Origin of the sequence: Gordonia pseudamarae, assembly GCF_025273675.1 — a bacterium.
Taxonomy (GTDB): Bacteria; Actinomycetota; Actinomycetes; order Mycobacteriales; family Mycobacteriaceae; genus Gordonia; species Gordonia pseudamarae.
On record NZ_CP045809.1, the window covers coordinates 1,185,569 to 1,201,940 of the forward strand.

The 16,372-nt window shown below is 69.2% G+C and carries 17 protein-coding genes and 1 riboswitch; of the genes, 8 read left to right on the top strand and 9 right to left on the bottom strand.

The features are described 5' to 3' along the window. Nucleotides 1–6: 6 nt before the first annotated feature. On the top strand, nt 7–501 hold the full coding sequence (locus GII31_RS05175; RefSeq protein ID WP_213247411.1) for a MogA/MoaB family molybdenum cofactor biosynthesis protein: 495 nt from the start codon (nt 7–9) through the stop codon (nt 499–501). Further along, nucleotides 498–935 (top strand): molybdenum cofactor biosynthesis protein MoaE, encoded by a 438-nt coding sequence (locus GII31_RS05180; protein ID WP_213247413.1) that lies wholly within the window; start codon nt 498–500, stop codon nt 933–935. Before GII31_RS05175 ends, GII31_RS05180 begins: the two co-directional genes overlap by 4 nt. 105 nt (nt 936–1,040) lie before the next feature. On the opposite strand, the gene GII31_RS05185 is transcribed toward GII31_RS05180, so the two are convergent. From GII31_RS05185 to GII31_RS05205, 5 genes are all read right to left on the bottom strand, one after another. Beyond that, nucleotides 1,041–1,682: a transglycosylase family protein gene (locus tag GII31_RS05185; RefSeq protein WP_213247415.1), complete on the bottom strand. Its 642-nt coding sequence runs from the start codon at nt 1,680–1,682 to the stop codon at nt 1,041–1,043. Nucleotides 1,683–1,691: 9 nt separating this feature from the next. Continuing rightward, nucleotides 1,692–1,874: riboswitch (cyclic di-AMP (ydaO/yuaA leader) on the bottom strand. A 245-nt stretch (nt 1,875–2,119) separates the two neighbouring features. Continuing rightward, nucleotides 2,120–2,368 carry a MoaD/ThiS family protein gene (locus GII31_RS05190; RefSeq protein WP_213247417.1) on the bottom strand — a complete coding sequence of 83 codons (249 nt, stop codon included), beginning with the start codon at nt 2,366–2,368 and terminating at the stop codon, nt 2,120–2,122. Between the two features lie 4 nt (nt 2,369–2,372). Beyond that, the gene (gene moaA, locus GII31_RS05195; RefSeq protein WP_213247419.1) at nt 2,373–3,467 is read right to left on the bottom strand and encodes a GTP 3',8-cyclase MoaA; all 1,095 of its coding nucleotides are present in this window, start codon (nt 3,465–3,467) and stop codon (nt 2,373–2,375) included. Nucleotides 3,468–3,476: 9 nt separating this feature from the next. After that, nucleotides 3,477–4,016, bottom strand: coding sequence for a flavin reductase family protein (locus GII31_RS05200; RefSeq protein WP_213247421.1), 540 nt, complete (start codon nt 4,014–4,016; stop codon nt 3,477–3,479). A 10-nt stretch (nt 4,017–4,026) separates the two neighbouring features. Further along, a complete protein-coding gene (locus GII31_RS05205; RefSeq protein ID WP_246222112.1) occupies nt 4,027–4,254 on the bottom strand; it encodes a hypothetical protein in 228 nt (75 codons plus the stop codon). Between the two features lie 219 nt (nt 4,255–4,473). On the opposite strand from GII31_RS05205, the gene GII31_RS05210 reads away from it, so the two are divergent. Further along, nucleotides 4,474–4,899 carry a cold-shock protein gene (locus GII31_RS05210; protein ID WP_213249882.1) on the top strand — a complete coding sequence of 142 codons (426 nt, stop codon included), beginning with the start codon at nt 4,474–4,476 and terminating at the stop codon, nt 4,897–4,899. Between the two features lie 216 nt (nt 4,900–5,115). On the opposite strand, the gene GII31_RS05215 is transcribed toward GII31_RS05210, so the two are convergent. After that, the gene (locus GII31_RS05215) at nt 5,116–5,691 is read right to left on the bottom strand and encodes a DUF2771 family protein (protein ID WP_213247422.1); all 576 of its coding nucleotides are present in this window, start codon (nt 5,689–5,691) and stop codon (nt 5,116–5,118) included. Then, the gene (locus tag GII31_RS05220; RefSeq protein ID WP_407649889.1) at nt 5,688–7,877 is read right to left on the bottom strand and encodes an MFS transporter; all 2,190 of its coding nucleotides are present in this window, start codon (nt 7,875–7,877) and stop codon (nt 5,688–5,690) included. Before GII31_RS05220 ends, GII31_RS05215 begins: the two co-directional genes overlap by 4 nt. Nucleotides 7,878–8,001: 124 nt before the next feature. On the opposite strand from GII31_RS05220, the gene GII31_RS05225 reads away from it, so the two are divergent. From GII31_RS05225 to GII31_RS05235, 3 genes are read left to right on the top strand one after another with little or no spacing between them, the layout of a single operon-like run. Beyond that, on the top strand, nt 8,002–8,814 hold the full coding sequence (locus GII31_RS05225; RefSeq protein ID WP_213247426.1) for a DUF3027 domain-containing protein: 813 nt from the start codon (nt 8,002–8,004) through the stop codon (nt 8,812–8,814). Further along, nucleotides 8,811–11,732: a hypothetical protein gene (locus GII31_RS05230; protein WP_213247428.1), complete on the top strand. Its 2,922-nt coding sequence runs from the start codon at nt 8,811–8,813 to the stop codon at nt 11,730–11,732. The genes GII31_RS05225 and GII31_RS05230 overlap by 4 nt, the downstream gene beginning before the upstream one ends. 5 nt (nt 11,733–11,737) lie before the next feature. Beyond that, complete coding sequence (locus GII31_RS05235; protein ID WP_213247430.1) at nt 11,738–12,307, top strand: phosphatase PAP2 family protein; 570 nt, start codon at nt 11,738–11,740, stop codon at nt 12,305–12,307. On the opposite strand, the gene GII31_RS05240 is transcribed toward GII31_RS05235, so the two are convergent. Further along, nucleotides 12,289–12,519, bottom strand: coding sequence for a DUF2530 domain-containing protein (locus GII31_RS05240; RefSeq protein WP_246222259.1), 231 nt, complete (start codon nt 12,517–12,519; stop codon nt 12,289–12,291). The two genes, GII31_RS05235 and GII31_RS05240, sit on opposite strands and share 19 nt — an antisense overlap. 307 nt (nt 12,520–12,826) lie before the next feature. Between GII31_RS05240 and GII31_RS05245 the strand changes: the two genes are divergently transcribed. Continuing rightward, nucleotides 12,827–14,344: an NCS2 family permease gene (locus tag GII31_RS05245; RefSeq protein WP_407649890.1), complete on the top strand. Its 1,518-nt coding sequence runs from the start codon at nt 12,827–12,829 to the stop codon at nt 14,342–14,344. Between the two features lie 125 nt (nt 14,345–14,469). Continuing rightward, the gene (locus GII31_RS05250) at nt 14,470–14,982 is read left to right on the top strand and encodes a MarR family transcriptional regulator (RefSeq protein WP_407649891.1); all 513 of its coding nucleotides are present in this window, start codon (nt 14,470–14,472) and stop codon (nt 14,980–14,982) included. A gap of 48 nt (nt 14,983–15,030) precedes the next feature. Here GII31_RS05250 and GII31_RS05255 read toward each other — a convergent pair whose 3' ends face one another. Continuing rightward, nucleotides 15,031–16,299 (bottom strand): GNAT family N-acetyltransferase, encoded by a 1,269-nt coding sequence (locus tag GII31_RS05255; protein ID WP_213247434.1) that lies wholly within the window; start codon nt 16,297–16,299, stop codon nt 15,031–15,033. Nucleotides 16,300–16,372 lie beyond the last annotated feature (73 nt).

Sequence of the window (16,372 nt, forward strand, 5' to 3'; positions counted from 1 at the left end):
TATCCGATGAGCGCACATACCGGACAGTCCCGCCGCCTCGCACACGTGGTGGTCGCCTCCACCCGCGCCAGCCAGGGCCGCTACCGCGACAAGACCGGACCCCTCATCGAGGAATGGCTCACCGAACGCGGCTTCGACGTGGTCGAACGCACGGTCGTCGCCGACGGCGAGCCCGTCGGCGGGGCGATCCGCACCGCGATCTTCGAGCAGGCCGATCTGGTGGTCACCACCGGGGGGACCGGCCTGTCACCCACCGACCGCACCCCCGAACAGACGCGTGCGCTGCTCGACGCCGAGATCCCCGGTCTCGCTGACGCCATCCGGGCCGCCGGGACGCCGCAGGTCCCCACGGCTATGCTCTCGCGCGCGGTCGCGGGTATCGCCGGCCGCACTCTGGTGGTGAACCTGCCCGGCTCGACCGGCGGGGTGCGCGACGGACTGGCTGTACTGGCCACCGTCCTGGACCACGCGCTCGACCAGATCGCCGGAGGCGACCATTGATCCCGATCCGCACCGCGGTGTGTGAGGACCCCATCTGCCAGCGCGAACACGAGGACCACGTGACCGCGCTGTCCGGCGGTGCGGCCGGTGCGATCGTCGGATTCGGCGGCATCGTCCGCCACCACGACGGCGATCACGACGACGTGGTCGCGCTGTCGTATTCGGCGCACCCCAGCGCGCCGGGCGTCCTCGACCGGGTCGTCGCTGAGGTGACCGCCGGTGCGGGCGACGGCGTCCGGGCGGTGGCGGTGTCCCATCGCGTCGGAGACCTGGGTGTCGGCGACGTCGCCTTCGTGGTGGCCGTGGCCGCCGACCATCGGGGCGAGGCCTTCACGCTGTGCGCCGGGCTCGTCGACGAGGTGAAGGCGCGACTGCCGGTATGGAAGCATCAGCGCTTTGCCGACGGCACGGATGAATGGGTCGGCTCCGCCTGACACGCACGCGAACAGGCAGCCCCGGGCATGAATTGCGGGGACAGCAAGGCCTCCGCACGGAGTGGATCTACGTGCGGAGGCCTGTGAACGTGAACGCCGTGCGCCCTACTTGGGCAGCTGGTTCTCGTATTGGTTGAACAGGGCGATCTGCTCGGGGGTGAGTTCGAAGCCGGTCTTCTTGGCCGCGGCCCACATCTTGGTGAGATCGGGGTGCACGTTCAGCGACTGGAGGGCGTCGTCGAGGCGCTTTTCCACGTCGGTGGTGCTCTTGGCGAACGTATCGGTGATCTGCTTGACCTGCTCGGGTGCCTCGGGGACCGTGATCTTGGGCGCGGCCGGCGTGATCGTGGTGGACTCCGGAGCGCTGCGCGGGGTGGGGCCGGACAGAACGGTTCCGCAGACCGGCCAGGCGCCGGGGCCCTGGCCGGCGAGCACACGCTCGGCGACGACGATCTGCTGCTCGCGGGTGGCTTGGTTGGCGGTCGGGGCGAACTGGCCGCCTCCGTAGCCGGACCAGGTGCTGGGGCTGAACTGCAGGCCGCCGTGGTAGCCGTTACCGGTATCGATGGACCAGTTGCCGGTGGACTCACACTGAGCCACCTGGTCCCACTCGGAATCGGTGGCGGCGTTGGCCGACCCGGTCCCCAGCAGGGCTGCTCCGCCGCCGAGGACGGCGCCGGTGAGGGCGACCTTGGCAACTGTCCTGCTTGCGGTACTGTTTGTCTGCTTGCGATGACGTCCGGACATAGGTCTGTAAATTCCTCTCTCCACGCGCCTACGAAGTCAGCTGTCGGGTTCGAGCGAGAGGTTGCTCGGCCGGGTGTGGTGCACCCGGCTTGACCCCAAGGGCATCGGATCGCCGATGCCCGGTCTCGTGATGAGGGTGGGTCCCCCGTCCTCGCTCCTGAAGTGTCTTTTCACGTCCGGGGATGGAGCGAGGCTCGGCGCGACCGCCCGGACGTTATCGATTTGTTTCTTGGGGTGGATCGTTCGGAGGAACGAACGATTCGTAGACTACGGCTTTTACCGTCGGTAATCACCCTTGTCGGCAAAGTAATTTCATGCCGGATCAGGTGCCTTCGGGCGGGAAAAACGCGTCCGCCCTGCTCACGGCGTAATGGTTGACTTGTGGCCGTCTCGTTACCTGCCTGTTATGTGAGGAAGGTCACAGGGTGCTGGGTGGCTCAGCCGCCGGCAAACGGCGGCAGCACATCGATCGTCGTGCACTCGCCGACCCGGGCGGTGCGATCGCAGAACGCGATCTCATCGCGCAGGTACGAGCAACGGTCCAGCACCCGGAGCAGCTCGGCATCGCCCTGGGCGAGCAGGGCCTCCAACTCGCCGAGCGTGATCGCCGGGTCGATGTCGGCGATCGCCGACTCGGTGCCCGCCGCCGCCCGTGCGGCCGCGAAGAACCGCACCGTCACCCGCATCGCCTCAGCCGCCGATCGCCGACATCGGTCGCTCGGGCTGGTGGAAGTCCGGATCGTTGACGCCGTGGCCGCTCGCTTTGGCCCACGCGTTGCCCCGCCACGCGGCGGCGATCGCGGCGTCGACCTCACGTGCGGTACCGCCCCCGCGCAACACCGACCGCAGATCGGTCTCGGTGTTCGCGAACAGGCAGTTGCGCACCATCCCGTCCGCCGTCAGTCGGGTGCGGTCGCAATCGCCGCAGAACGGCCGGGTGATCGAGGCGATCACCCCGATCCGGGCCGGGCCGCCGTCGGCCGCCCGCCAACCCTCGACCACCCACGTGTCGGCCGGGGCACTGCCGCGTGGCCGCTCGTCGTCGAGCAGACCGAACTCGCCGCGCAATGTACGCAGGATGTCGTCGGCGGTCACCATCTGCGACCTGTCCCAGCGGTGGCCGGCGTCGAGCGGCATCTGTTCGATGACCCGCAGCTGATAGCCGTGGATGAGGCAGAACCGGGCCAACTGCGGCAACCGCGCCAGGTCCGAGCGATCCGGGATGACCGCGTTGACCTTGATGGTGCCGATTCCCGCCCGCCGGGCGGCGGCGAGTCCGCCGACGACGTCCGACAGCCGCGAGCGCCGGGTGACCTGGGCGAACCTGTCGGCGTCGACGGTGTCGAGCGACACATTGATCCGGTCCAGGCCGGCTGCGACGAGGCCGTCGGCGCGGTGCCCGAGGCCGAGGCCGTTGGTGGTCAGTGTGATCTCCGGGCGCGGGCGCATCGCGGCGACACCGGAGACGATCGTTTCCAGGTCGCGGCGCAGCAGCGGCTCGCCCCCGGTGAAGCGGACACCGCGGACCCCGAGGTCGCGGACGGCGACGGTGATCACCCGGACGAACTCGTCGGCCGTGAGCACCGCGTCGCCGGGCAGCCAGTCGAGCCCGTCGGCGGGCATGCAGTACGTGCACCGCAGATTGCACCTGTCGGTCACCGACACGCGCAGGTCGCGCACCACCCGCCCGTACCTGTCGATCAGCCCCGCGCCGGTCACGTGCGCCGGTGCCGCGCTCACCGGGGGTCGGCGGCGCATCGGCAGTCCGAGCGGGGTGATGGACATCGGGGCCCGCTAGGGCCCGGACGGCGCATCGACGGCCGCCCGCGAGACCAGAGTGCGGAAACCACTGGCGTGGAAGACGAGCGGTTCGACCGCCGGGTCGGCGTCGAGCTGGTTGATTCGCAGCAGAACCAGCGTGTGATCGCCGGCCGGGATCTCGTTGTAGAGCGAGCATGACAGGCTCGCCGCCGCACCCGGCACGAACACCGCCCCGGCCTCGGTGTGCAACGGTTCGATCGCGGCGAAACGCAGGTGCGCCGGGCCGGCGAGCTGGCGGCACAGCGCCGACTGATCACCGGCGAACACGCTCACGCCCACCTCGGACACACCGCGCAGCCGTGGCCAGGTGGTGGAGGTGTTCTGCACGCACAGCGAGACCAGCGGCGGTTCGAGCGACACGGTGGTGAATGCGCTCGCGGCCATGCCGACCAGTTCGTCGCCGATCCGGGCGCAGACGGCGACGACACCGGACGGGAAGCAACTGAACGCGCGCCGCAGGACATCGGAGTCGGCGGCGGGGGACAGGGTGGTCAGGTACGGGGTGTGTGTCATGGCTCGATCCTCACCGAATCCCGCGCCCCGACCGCAATGCAAAAATCAGACCGAGTACAAACCCGATCGGCGCACACATCGTCAGCAGGTAGACGAATGTCGGCGCGGTGTCGCCGTCGGTGACGAGCGGCGTCACGAACAGGACGATGATCGCGACCAGCCCGACCACGAAGAATCCGATCGCGGCGATGAGTCCGGCCGGTGCGCGGGTGGTGCGCTCGCTGCCCTCACTGTGCATATCTCCACGGTAGAACACCGGGCTAGCCCACGGAGAGCGCGCGGTACCCCGGGACAACGATATGGACGTGACGGCGGGTGTGCGCGCCCGCTAGACTGGGGACACCGATGCGCCCTGCTCGTCATCATGGAGTCGAATCTGTGATTGAGCGGGCGCATTTCAGTGTGTCCGAATTCCTCGGGCGCAGGTACGTTCCCGACACAGGTGAGGGTGAGCACAGTGCCTACCGGCAAGGTCAAATGGTACGACGCGGACAAGGGCTTCGGCTTCCTGTCGCAGGAGAGCGGCGAAGACGTCTACGTTCGCGCTGAGGCGCTCCCGGACGGGGTCGAGGCCCTCAAACCCGGGCAGAAGGTGGAGTTCGGGATGGCCGCGGGCCGCCGCGGTCCGCAGGCGCTGGCCGTCACCATTCTCGATCCCGCGCCCAGTGTCGCCCGCAACACCCGCGAGGCCGCCCGCAATCAGGCCCGCAAAGAGGCCAAGCGACACACCCCCGATGAACTGCACGGCATGGTCGCCGACCTGATCACCCTGCTGGAGGCCAAGGTACAGCCCGATCTGCGCAAGGGCCGGTACCCGGACCGCAAGACCGCGCAGCGCATCTCCGAGGTCGTGCGGGCCGTGGCCCGCGAACTCGAGGCCTGATCCCGGACATCGGGTTCACTCCCGGATGAGAGGGGCCCGTCTGCAGCGGTCGCTGCCGGCGGGCCCCTCGTCGCATCGGTTTTCTGTCGCATCGGTTCTCGGGCGTACCGTACGGGGTCTTCGTCGGTACCGGCTTTCCGGTACCCGTCTAAGGAGCTTCGCGCGAGCTCCGCCGGTTGTGTCGGCATACGTCGATTCGGTACGTCGACTATCGACCTAGTCGGAGTGGTCGCTGCCCGCCTTGTCGGTTCCGGTCTTTTCCCGGGGCCGGGTGTCGGCGGCGATGATGGCGCGGGCCACCGGCACACCGTCGGCGTCCAGACGGATCGAGGGCAGCTGGATCTCGATCGTGGTGAGGATGTAGTCGGGCCGTGAGTGCAGCACCATCGTGTACGTGCTGCCCGAGGTGCGGATGCCGCCGTCGCGGGCCGAACCGTGCGGGGTGAGGTATTCGGCGACGATGTTCCACGGGCGTTCGGCGATCGACGCCGGTACCGACAGCACCACCGATTCACCGACCTCGACCGGCACCCGCGGCACTTTCATGTCCTCCATGCGGGCCGGGGAGCAGTCGCTCAGGTCGACCGAACACCAGCGTGCCGGTTCGATGCGGGTCAGCGTGCCGCCGACGGCCAGTGCCACCTTCGGTGGGTGATCGTCCTCGTCGTGCCCGGCGAAACCGTCGGTGAGCAGGGCTACGGTGCCGCCGACCACCGACACGAAGGCCACGACCACGACGACGAAGATCACCAGTGCTTTGCGTTCGCCGCTGCGCAGCTGTCCGAATGTCACGTCCGGGGTCGTCCTCTTCTGTCGGCCTGCGGGGGATAGGGGGTGTCGCCCGGTCGGGGCACCCGGTCCGTCGGTGCGGTGCGGGGTGCCTGTGGTCGGGCGGGGGGCTGTGTACCGGCCGTGGGCTGCGAGCCGGCCGGGGGCCGGTGAATGGCTCCGGTAGGTGCAGCATAGTCGGGGCGGTTACCGCCGAAACCGGGGATCAGGGTCGACCCGCGGGTGGTGAGGATGGTCTGCACCGTTCCGATCGTCATCACCCCGGCGACCACGCCGAAACCGATCGACAGGGTGGTGGGCAGCAGCACGCCGAGCGCGGCGCCCAGGACCCAGCCGAACTGCAGGACGGTCTCGGACCGCCCGAACGCGGAAGCGCGGGACTGTTCGGGCAGGCCGTCCTGGATCGTCGAGTCGAGGCAGACCTTGCCGATGGCGCTCATCCCGGAGGCCACCAGGCCCGCCGCGACCGCGCCGAACAGGTTGCCGAAGAGGGCGGCGAGCAGAGCGATGGCGCAGCACGAGGTGGTCGCGATGACGATGATGCGCGGTGGACTTCGCAGTTCGACGCGGGTGCCCAGACCGTTGCCCAGCGCGTTGCCGACGCCCGCCGCGGCGCCGACCGCACCGACCGCCGCCAGCTGCATCAGACCGGACTGTTCGCCCTGGGCCTTGGCGTAGAAGGCGATGTAGAGCGTGAGGAATCCGGTGAGCACGCGAATGGTGGCGTTGCCCCACAGGCCGGCCACCACCACCCGGCCGAGGGGCTGCCGGATGGTCTGGGCGATCGCGCCGGCCATCTGTCTGCCCCGTGCCGAGACGCTGTCGGCGCCGTGCGCGAAGCGGACATCGTCGCGAGGAGGGGCGCTGGTGGCGGGTTCGCCGTGGTAGGAGAACGTCGTGGGCACCTCGCCCGTGGTCACCTCCACCCAGGCCGGGATACGCATGCAGTACACGGCGCCGGTGACGCCCAGGATGCACAGGAACACCAACGCGCCGGGCTGGTGCATCGGCAGCGCCTTGGACAGCAGTATTTCGAAGACGGCGGCGACGGCGCCGCCGGCGATCGTGCCGAAGATCAGTCCGAAGGTGGTCAGCCGGGAGTTGACGCGGGGCAGGTCGATCGCGGGTGGCACCACGCGCGGGGTGACGGCCGATTTGAGTACGCCGAACGATTTGGACAACACCATCATGCCGAGCGCGCACGGGTACAGCACCCACGGGTCGTAGTGCAATTGGCCGGCGTCGGCGTTCCAGTCGCTGTTGGTGATGATCAGCACCGCCAGCAGGGCCCGCAGCCCGAAGGTGCCGGCCATCGCGATGCGCCGGCCGCGTTGCAGGCGGTCCAGGACGGGCCCGATCAGCGGTGCGATCACGGCGAACGGTGCGATGGTCAACGCCAGGTAGAGGGCGACGCTGATCTTGGACTCACCGGTGGCGGCGGCGAAGAACAGTGTGTTGGCCAGTGCGACGGCCATCGCGGCGTCGACCGCGAAGTTGGTGATCACCGGGATGGTGAGCGCGGTCATGCCCGAGCGGTCGGCGCCGTCGGCAGTGGCCGCCTGGTACACCTTGTCGGCGATCAGCTTGGAGAAGTACCGGCCACGCATCGCCGCGACCCGCGTGACCGTCAGCTTCGAGGGCGTCGCGGCCTGGGCGGCCCCGGGCGCCTGCCCTGAGTCGATCCGGTCGGGGTCGATCCGGTCGGTCGGGCGGCCGTCGGGGTGGGTGTCGTGGGTTCCGCCGTGGCGGGGGGTCAGCGGCGACAGGTGCGGATTGTGCGTAGGCGGCGGCAGATACGCCTGGTCGGCAGGTCCACGGCTCCCGCCGGTGCGCGTGGACCGGCGCGGGTCGCGCCGCACCGGCTCGTCATGGCGGCCGCCCGAGGCGTGGCGGTCGGTTGCGTGGCGGTCGGTTGTATGACGTTCGGATCCATGACGGTCGGATCCATGACGGTCGGTTCCATGACGGTCGGGCGATGAGCCGTCGGGCGGATAGTTGACCGCGCCCGGATGCTCATCGAACGGCCTGGTCGGCGGCGTGGTCCGCGTCGGCGCCGGTTCGAACGAACCCGGGGGACGCGAGTCGGATGAACCCGGGGGACGCGAGGCGGTGCCACCCGACCCCGGGCCGCGCCGGGTCGGGCCCGACTCGTCGCGCCGGGGATGCAGCGGCCGGTTGCGTCGATTCACAGAGTCGATTGTTCCCTATCCGGCGACCGCTGTGGCGGAGCCGCACGGGTGATGTCGTCCGGCGCGGTAGCCGTGGGAGGGGCACAAGTGGAATACACACCCATCGGTATTGCACACTGGAACCGTGACTCTTCCAAGTAGTGGTGACCGGCTGCTCGATGCTGTTGCGCAGGCGCGGGAGGCGCTGGTCGATGACGGCGCACAGCCGGGCGCCCATCGGGGTGCCGTGGCCGAGGGCCCCTGGGCCGTCGCCCACTACTTCGAGGCCGACCTGGTCGGCTACCGCGGGTGGCAGTGGTGCGTGGTCCTGGCCGGTGCGCCGGGCTCCGACGAGATCACCGTCAGCGAGATCGTCCTGCTCCCCGGCGGTGATTCGCTGCTGGCCCCGGCCTGGGTGCCGTGGAACGAGAGGGTCGTCGCCGGCGATCTGACGCCCGGCGATCTGCTGGGCGCCGAGCCCGACGACGTGCGGCTGGTGCCCGGTCAGGTCGACACCGGTGACGAGTTCCGCACCGAGAGCGAACAGACCGATCCCGACGACGTGGCGCAGGCCATCGGCGAGTTGGGCCTCGGCCGGCGCAGGCTCTTGAGCCGTGAGGGCCGTGACGATGCGGCGCAGCGTTGGTACGACGGCGAGTTCGGCCCGACGGCGGCGATGGCGCTGGCGGCCAAACACTCGTGCTGTTCGTGTGGTTTCTATGTTCCGCTCTCGGGCGCGTTGCGCGCGGGATTCGGGGCGTGCGCGAACGAGTACTCGGCCGACGGCCGAGTGGTGTCGGCCGAGTACGGATGCGGTGCGCACTCGGATGTGCCCGCGCCGCACGGTGGCGGATCGCCGGCGTTCGAGGCCTACGACGACGGCGCGGTGGAGATCGTGTCCACCGCGGTGCGTCAGGCGGCCATCGAGCAGACGCCCGTCCGCGTTTCCGCGGAGTGACCTCCGGCCTGGATCCCTTTGCCACCGCAGGGCTGCGAGCGGCGATAGCCGAGTCGTGGCGGTTGTCGCAGACGCGGCTGCTGGAGGACTGCGCCGCCGAGTCGGACCTGGTGTCGGTGGGCTATCGGGACCGGCTGTTCACCGAGCTCGCCGCCAACGGCGCCGATGCCGCCGCGGCGGCGGGGGTGCCCGGTACCGTGGCGGTCTGGGTGACGGGCCGCGAATTACATGTGGCCAACACCGGTGCGCCGCTGAGCGCGGCGGGGGTGCGTTCGCTGACCGCACTGCGGGTGTCGGCCAAGGCCGGGCACCGGCCCGGCGCAAGGGACATCGGCGCAAGGGACATCGGCGCAAGGGACATCGGCGCAGCGGCGACGGACGCGGCGGACATCGGCCCAGTGGAGGCCGGCGTAGGGGGAGACGATGAGACTCCGCCGGCCGTCGGCCGGTTCGGGGTCGGATTCACCGCCACCGCCACGATCGCCGACACCGTCGAGATCCGGTCTCGCTCGGGTTCGGTGTTGTTCGACCGCGCACGCACCTGGGCTGAGATCGAGACGATCGGCGTGGCCGGCGCGCTGACGGCCCGGCAGGTGCCGTTACTGCGACTGGTGTGGGAGTCATCGCGGGGCCCGGCCGACGGTTTCGACACCGAGATCGTGCTCACGGTCCGGGCCGGCATCGACCTGGACGGGTTGCTCGTCGGCATGATCGCGGAAGCGCCCGATCTGCTGCTCGAACTTACGGCCCTGTCCGAGATCGATATTGCGGGAACACGATTCGTCATCCACAGACGCCCGCACCCGGAGGTGCCCGATGTCGGGACGGCGATCGTACGCGGGGGCGGCGCGGGTGAACGCGCCTGGCTGGTCGCTCATGGGCGCTCCGCGTCGTGGCTGGTCGAGACCGACGCCACCGGCGCGCCCGTCGTCGCCGGGTCCGATGTGCTGCGGGCGCCGACGCCCACCGACATCGAATTGTCGTTGCCGGCACGCTGTATCACCACCTTGGCGTTGACCCCCGATCGTCGCCGTGTGCACCCCGATGCCGACCTGTCGGGCGTGGCCGACGGTTATCTGTCGCTGATGCTGGCATTGGCCCCGGCGTCGCGACCGGCACTGATTCCACGAATAGGTCTGGCGCGCAACGACATTGATGCCGCAATCACCGCCGCGGTACTGGCGGAGGTCACGGACGGCCGGTGGCTGCCCACCGTCGCCGACGGCGATGTGGTGCCCGGACGGGCCGTGCTCTTCGCCGATCTGACCGCACCGCTCGCCGATGCGCTCGGCGATCTCGTCGGCGGCCTTGTCTGCGTGGAGGTCTCGTCGCCGACCTGGCTGCCGGTCCTGCGGGCGGTGGGTGTGGACGAGATCGGCCTGGCCGGGATCGCTGACCGTCTCGCGGGTGCCGACCGGCCGCCGCGGTGGTGGTGGAAGCTCTACGATGCGTTGTCGCCGTTGGTGTTCGGACCGATCGAGGTGGAGGCGCTCGGCGCGTTGCCCGTACCCCGGACCGACGGCCGACTCAACTTCGGTGCGCGGGGCCTGCTCATCCCCCGGATACCGGGTACCCGGGCCTGCTGGATCACCGGGCCGGACCCGGAGGTGGTGCATCCGCTGCTCGAACGTCTTGGTGCGCAGGTCATCTCCACCGAGGAGGTGATCGCGTTGCCGGAATTGCGGGCCGCTGTCGTGGCCCGCGCCGACGACCCGTACGCCGGTGATCCGCACGAGGGCGACCCGTACGAGGGTGATGCCGTCGGCGCCGACACCGCGACCCTCGTGCAGGACGTGCTGAGTCTGCTCGCCGCCGATCCGGACATGGCCGTCCCCGAATGGCTGTCGGTTCTCCCGCTGCCGGACGAGGACGGCGAATGGGTGTGCGCCGACGAACTGCTGCTGCCCGGCAGTCCGCTCGCACAGGTCCTCGACGACCAATCCCCTTTCGGCACGGTCGATCCGGCGTTCGTGGCCGAGCACGGTGTGGCGACGCTGCGTCGGCTGGGAGCGGGCTGGGGCTTCCTCACGGTCGTCGACGACATGCCGGTGGCCGCCGACCACGACCTGCCCGACGAGGAACTCTGGTGGGACACCCGCCCCGAGCCGCCGCGGACGCTGCGGGCGGTCCGTGACCTCGATCTGGTGGACCCCGACCGCTGGCCGGCCGCGCTGAGCCTGCTGGCCACCGACGAACGCACCGCGCCGCTGATCGCCGACCGGGACGGCTACACCGCATGGTGGTTGCGTCGGCACGCCCGCATCGGCGGTCGCCGGCTGGGCGACTACCGGGCTCCCGACGACCCGCGGCTGGCCGGGGTGCTCGATCCGCTGGAGCATCCGCACGCCGATCTCCTGGCACCCGCCCTGGGCGGGATCGTCGAATCGGTGCGCGACGCTCAGCTCGTGCTCGACCGGCTCGCCGACCCGGACCGGGTGATCAGTCCCGGTGCGGCGGTGCGCGCCCACGGTGCGCTCGTGGCGGCCTGCGTGGCCGGCACCGTCACCGTCGACGACCTCGCCGTCCCGGAGGCGGTACGGCGGATGGACGGGTCGGCCGGCCGCCGTGCGGTGGTGTTGGACCGTCCGTGGCTGGTCGGGGTGATCGCGCCGTCGGAGGCGGTGATCGCCGGTCTGCCGGTGGACCCCGGGGCCGCCGCGCTGCTCGCGGACATCCTGGATGTGGGTCTGGCCTCGGAGCAGGTACGAATGGAGGTCGTCGACGAGGGGACCGCCGCCACCTGGGACGACGCCGTGGCCGTGGCCTTCGCCGCCGACGGCGGCCATGAACCAGGGCACGGTGAGGTACGGGTGCACGATAGGCTGCGGGTACGTGGCACCGGTGAGGTGCGTGAGGTGCGCTGGTGGGTCGACGACCGCGGCATCACGCACCTGAACGCGGACCGGACCGCGCGGTGACCTCGATGACGATCGACCACGAGATCACCAACTGGGTGGTCGACCACCGCACCGGCTTCGGCGACCGGATCGTGCCTCTGATCACCCATCTGGGGTCCACACCGGTGCTCACCGCGGTGGCCGTCGCCGTCACCGTCCTCGCGCTGATGCGCGGCCGGCCGGTGGAGGCGGTGATGATGGGCGGAGGGTCCGCTGTCGGCCTGGGTCTGATGATCGCCCTCAAACACACCTTCGGCCGGCAGCGCCCGCCCGATGTGACCAAACTGGTCGCCATCGACAGTTTCTCGTTCCCGTCGGGGCATTCGATGATGAGCGCGGTGGTCTACGGCCTGGCGGCGTTCGCGCTGGTACCGGTGTGGGCGTGGCTGCGCGGTCACCTCGCGGTGCTGTGGCTGGTGCCGGCGCTGGTGCTGGTGATCGGCGCCACCCGCGTCTACCTCGGGGTGCACTGGGCCACCGACGTGGTCGCCGGATGGCTGCTCGGCACGTTATGGGTGCTGGTGTGCGTGGCGGTGGCGCGTTCGGTGGGTCGCCGCCGCGCCCGCGGGCCGGTCGATCAGTTCAGGCCGACCTGAGCGCCCTTGGCGCCGCGTCGCACCGCTCCACGCTGCACCAGCACGATGACGGTGCCGAGCGCCCCCACCGCCAGCCCCACCCAGCACACGGTCAACGCGCGGTCGGGGCCCACCCCGGTGACGGCCACCACGACGGTCGCCACGAGCCAGGCCGCCATACCCGCGACGATCACCGGCCCGGGTGCGCGCAGCGCGGCGGGCAGTTCCGGGATGCGAGGGTTCGGTTGGGCCGGCTCCGTCTCGACGACTGAGTGAGTGGGGAGCTTGCGACCCCGAGGGAGGGAGGAAGACGGGGCCTCGGGGGCCGACCGGGGCCCGACCATCGGATTCTGAGGGTTCGGTTGGCCCGGCTCCGTCTGGACGACTGAGTGAGTGGGGAGCTTGCGACCCCGAGGGAGGGAGGAAGACGGAGCCTCGGGGGCCGACCGGGGCCCGACCATCGGATTCGGGGTGCTCCCGGACTCGGTGAACTCCGGGGACTGGGATGCGTCGGACATACGATCAGGGTAGCTTTCTGCTGTGGCCGAACCATCCGTACACGATGACTCCGGGCAAGATCCCTCTGGGCCAGATCCCTCTGGGCCAGATCTTTCCGGGCAAGTCCGGTCGGGGACCGGAGCGCTCAACCGCTATTTCAAGATCAGCGAACGGGGCTCGACGCTGAGCCGCGAAGTGCGCGGCGGTCTGGTCACCTTCTTCACGATGGCCTACATCGTGGTGCTCAACCCGATCATCCTGGGCGGTGAGCACAACACCGACGCCGACGGCCACTTCCTGCAACTCGATCAGGTCGCCGCGGTCACCGCGCTGGTCGCCGGTGTGATGTCGATTCTGTTCGGGGTTATCGCGAACTATCCGTTCGCACTCGCCGCCGGGCTCGGGATCAACAGTCTGCTGGCGGTGACGATCGCGCCGCAGATGTCGTGGCCGGCGGCGATGGGGCTGGTGGTCATCGACGGCATCATCATCGTGGTGCTGGCGGCCACGGGCTTTCGCACCGCGGTGTTCAATGCGGTACCCGCCGAACTCAAGGCCGCGATCGCGGCGGGCATCGGCTGCTTCATCGCATTTGTCGGATTGGTGGATGCCGGATTCGTTCATCGAATTCCCGACGCCGCCAATACCACGGTCCCGGTGCAATTGGGCGCAGAGGGAAATTCCATCTCGACGGTGCCGACGCTCATCTTTGTTGTCGGTGTGCTGCTGATGGCGGCTCTGGTGGTGTGGCGCGTTCCCGGCGGACTCCTGCTCGGAATCGTCATCATGACAGTCGTCTCGGTCATTCTCGAGTCGATTTTCCATTTCGGGTCCGGCGCCACCGAGAAGGGCGGCTGGAGCCTGTCGGTGCCGGACCTGCCGGACGGTGTCGGCGGTCTGCCCGATCTGAGTCTGGTGGGCGAGGTTGACATTTTCGGGGCGTTCAGCCAGATCTCGGTGTTCGCCGCCTGTGTGCTGGTGTTTGCTCTGGTGCTGTCGAATTTCTTCGATGCGATGGGCACGATGACCGGGCTGGGACGGGAAGCCGGCGTGGCCGACAAGGACGGGAACCTGCCGGGCATCGGCCGCGCGCTGATCGTGGAGGGTTCGGGAGCGGTCATCGGCGGCGCGGCCTCGTCGTCGTCGAATACGGTGTTCGTAGAGTCGGCCTCGGGCATCGCCGAGGGCGCGCGGACCGGCTTCGCCAACGTGGTCACCGGATTGCTGTTTCTGGCGGCGATGTTCCTGACGCCGCTCTACAGCATTATTCCGCTGGAGGCGGTGGCGCCGTCTCTCGTCGTGGTGGGTGCGATGATGATTGCACAGGTACGCAATATCGACTTCACCCGTTTCGATATCGCGTTGCCGTCGTTTCTCACCATCGTCACGATGCCGTTCACCTATTCGATTGCCAATGGAATCGGGGTCGGGTTCATCAGCTGGGTGGTGCTCGCGGCCGCGTCGGGTAAGGCACGGACGGTGCACCCGTTGCTCTGGCTGGTCGCCGCGGTGTTCGTGCTTTACTTTGTACGCGAACCAATCTCAAATCTGTTCGGTTAGCAATACCCCGTATGGGCTACAACTACGAGGCGTGCCGTAGGGTCATTGGTCCCATTTCCGGACTAGTGGTCGTCAGGGTCTGTTCTTTGATACTTTGCATCGACATTGTCGATTAGTCTGTGAGCGTGAACGAGAATTACGACGCAGACCGGTTGCCGGGCGACTTGTCTCTGGTGGTAGTCCGGCTGGCTCGTCGCCTGCGTGGCCGCCGGGGAACCAAGTCCGTTTCCCTGACTCAGCTGTCGGCGCTGAACACCCTGCACCACGAAGGCCCGATGACGCCGGGCGCGCTGGCCATGGCCGAGCGTGTCCAACCGCCGTCGATGACGAGGGTGATCGCCTCGCTCACCGAACTCGGTATGGTGCGACGCGAACCGCACCCCACCGATGGGCGGCAGGCGATCGTGACGCTCGCCGAGCGTGGGATCGACGCGATCTCCGCGGAGCTGGCCGCCCGCGAGGAGTGGCTCAGCCGTCGGCTGGCCGAACTCACCCCCGACGAGCGGGAGACCTTGGAGAAGGTCGTGGGCATCATGGACAAGATCATCCGCGGCGACGACGACGTCGACGAGATCGCCCCCGACTCGGCAATGGGTACCGTCGGCGGCCGCGGTTATCGCCTGACACGCACCGCCTGAAACTGACACGCACCGCCCGAAACGCACCGGCTGACAGCCACCGGCCGATCAGAAGTACGTACCCGCGAACGGAGCCCGGTCGGTGGCCCATGCCCGATCGAGTGCCGCGGTGATATCGGGTCCGGCCGTCCACAGCCTTCCGGCGGCCGCCGTCATCGATGGGGTGAAAGCCCCCAGGTAGAGCGATGCCAGAACTGAGATATCCAGACGCACAACGGGTTCGGCGCTGGATGCGGAGACCTGCGCCACGCCGTCGCTCACCTGCAGGCGGAATGTGCCGCCGCGGTCCCGGGACCGGTCCTCGACGTCGATCACCACGTCGAGGTCACCCCGGTAGCCGCGCATCGTGAGCGCGGCCGGAACGTCGAGGATCCGTAGCCACAGCTTGTCGTCGCGACCGGTGACGTCCACCGACCGCATGTCGGTCACCGCCAGCGGCAGCGGGTCGTCGGTGGGCACGTCCACACTCACGGTGGTCACCAGGTCGAGGTTGAGCAGGACCCGCCACAGCTCGCGATGTGCCTCGTCGGTGGTCGCGAAGAACTCGTCGACCTCGGCGCGGGCGGCGTAGGCGCCGCTGTTCTCGGTGTTCTCGGGTTCGTCGATGGTCCGATAGTGCGCATAGCCGTCCCGGTGCAGCAGATAGTGCCCGGCCGATCGGTGCGGCGCGGACTCCGCATCATACCCGCGCACCAGGGTCCGCCAGTGTGGCTCGTCGCGGTGGACCGCGCCCGGTCGTGTTGATGTCCACCGATCATGCAGAGCGGGTAGAATTTTCATCACATCCGCGGCTGCGGCGAAGGTGACCGTCGCGGCGCCGGATGAGTCTTGCTCGGCCCGCAGATGGGCTTTGTCGAGAGTGATCGTGTACTTGTCGGCGAGGCAGGCCGGGCCGAAGCCGAAGCGCTCGTAGATCGTCGCCTCCGTCGCGGTGAGAATCGCGAACGGAAAGTTCTCGGCCTCCCACTGATCGAACAGATCGCTCATCATCGCCCGCAGGACGCCCCGGCGACGATGGGTCGCGGCGACCGACACCCAGGACAGGCCCGCGGCCCGGGCGACGGGTGCGGGTGTGCCGGGCACCGTGATCCGCATCCGGTAGAAGGCCGCGACACCGGCCAGCGACTGGCCGGTGGTGATCCCCGGATCACGGACCACCACCACATCGCCGTCGCCGAACATCGCCCGGGCCTTCGCCTGCTCGGCCGCGGGCGGCGGTCCCGGTTGCAGAAACGCCCGCGCGTCGTTGACGAAGATGTCCGGCCAGTCGCTCTCGGTGGCCCGGTGGAGTTCCAAGCGAAATGCCGATGTGCTCATCGCCCTACGATGTCACAGTACGTCAGGCCGTTTGGCAGACTTGGGCATGTGTCGACCCCAGAAGTAGCCCCCG

Excerpts from the sequence above, each read along its gene's own strand:
- GII31_RS05190 (WP_213247417.1), bottom strand. The coding sequence starts at position 2,368 with ATGCGGGTGACGGTGCGGTTCTTCGCGGCCGCACGGGCGGCGGCGGGC.
- GII31_RS05175 (WP_213247411.1), top strand. The coding sequence starts at position 7 with ATGAGCGCACATACCGGACAGTCCCGCCGCCTCGCACACGTGGTGGTC.
- GII31_RS05255 (WP_213247434.1), bottom strand. The coding sequence starts at position 16,299 with ATGAGCACATCGGCATTTCGCTTGGAACTCCACCGGGCCACCGAGAGC.
- GII31_RS05235 (WP_213247430.1), top strand. The coding sequence starts at position 11,738 with ATGACGATCGACCACGAGATCACCAACTGGGTGGTCGACCACCGCACC.
- GII31_RS05205 (WP_246222112.1), bottom strand. The coding sequence starts at position 4,254 with ATGCACAGTGAGGGCAGCGAGCGCACCACCCGCGCACCGGCCGGACTC.
- GII31_RS05200 (WP_213247421.1), bottom strand. The coding sequence starts at position 4,016 with ATGACACACACCCCGTACCTGACCACCCTGTCCCCCGCCGCCGACTCC.
- moaA (WP_213247419.1), bottom strand. The coding sequence starts at position 3,467 with ATGTCCATCACCCCGCTCGGACTGCCGATGCGCCGCCGACCCCCGGTG.
- GII31_RS05185 (WP_213247415.1), bottom strand. The coding sequence starts at position 1,682 with ATGTCCGGACGTCATCGCAAGCAGACAAACAGTACCGCAAGCAGGACA.